The sequence below is a fragment of the Microcystis sp. M53603_WE2 genome (assembly GCF_030065435.1).
Genome location: NZ_JASJFF010001362.1, coordinates 1 through 1017, shown reverse-complemented (window position 1 = coordinate 1017; position 1017 = coordinate 1). Strand labels below are relative to the sequence as shown.

Sequence of the window (1017 nt, the reverse complement as noted above, 5' to 3'; positions counted from 1 at the left end):
GGGCCGAAACGACCTAAACTGGCTTTGATTTTGCCTCCGGTGAGGGGATGGGTTCCCAGCAGTCGCGGCAGTGCCAATAAACCCACTGCTTGTGGGAGGGTGATGTCCTCTGGTTTGACTCCTTTGGGTAAGGAGGCGCGTTTCGGTTTGGGATTGTCATCGCTGACATCTCCTAACTGGACGTAGGGGCCGTAACTACCCACGAGCAGATAAATCGGCTCTCCGGTGTCGGGATGAAGACCTATTTTATCGGGACCTTCGGTTTTCTGTCGCAGCAGGGTTTCTACCTGTTCGGGGTTGAGGTCGGCGGGGGTTAAATCGGCGGGGATGGAGGCGGTGAGGATTTCATCCCCCCGGGGGACTTCCAAATAGGGACCGTATTTGCCGATCTTGATAGTTGCCTGTAAATCCTCTAAAATCACCGATTTGGCGGTGCTAGAGTTAATTTGACTCTCGCGCTCTTTTACTTGGCTTTCTAGCCCCTTTTCGCCGCGATAGAAGCGATCGAGATAGGGCAACCATTGGGCGGAACCGGTGGCGATATCGTCGAGGGTTTCCTCCATTTTCGAGGTAAATTTGGGATCTACCAGGTCGGGGAAATGATTTTCTAACAAACTAACCACGGCAAAAGCGGTGAAGGTGGGAATCAAGGTTTTATTCCGCATTTGGGCATAACCGCGATCGATAATTGTGCCGAGAATGGTGGCGTAGGTGCTGGGTCGCCCGATTCCTTCACTTTCGAGGGTTTTTACCAGGGAGGCTTCGCTATAACGGGCGGGGGGTTGGGTATCGTGGCTAATGGCTTCTAGTTGGCGACAATTGGGGGTGTCACCGACGTTGAGGGCGGGTAAGATTATTTCTTGGTCGTCGATGGCGGCTTCGGGATCGTCGGAACCTTCCACATAGGCGCGGAAAAAGCCGGGGAAGTCGATTCTTTTGCCAGAGGAGCGAAATCCGGCATTTTCTACCTGAATATTGACGGCGATCTGGGTAATGCGGGCATCGGCCATCTGTGAG

At 53.5% G+C, this 1017-nt stretch carries 1 protein-coding gene; it reads right to left on the bottom strand.

Translation table 11 applies throughout. The features are described from left to right. Positions 1 to 1017 (bottom strand): DNA topoisomerase (locus PX481_RS28620; RefSeq protein ID WP_288097337.1); only part of this gene is annotated, 1017 nt, incomplete at both ends.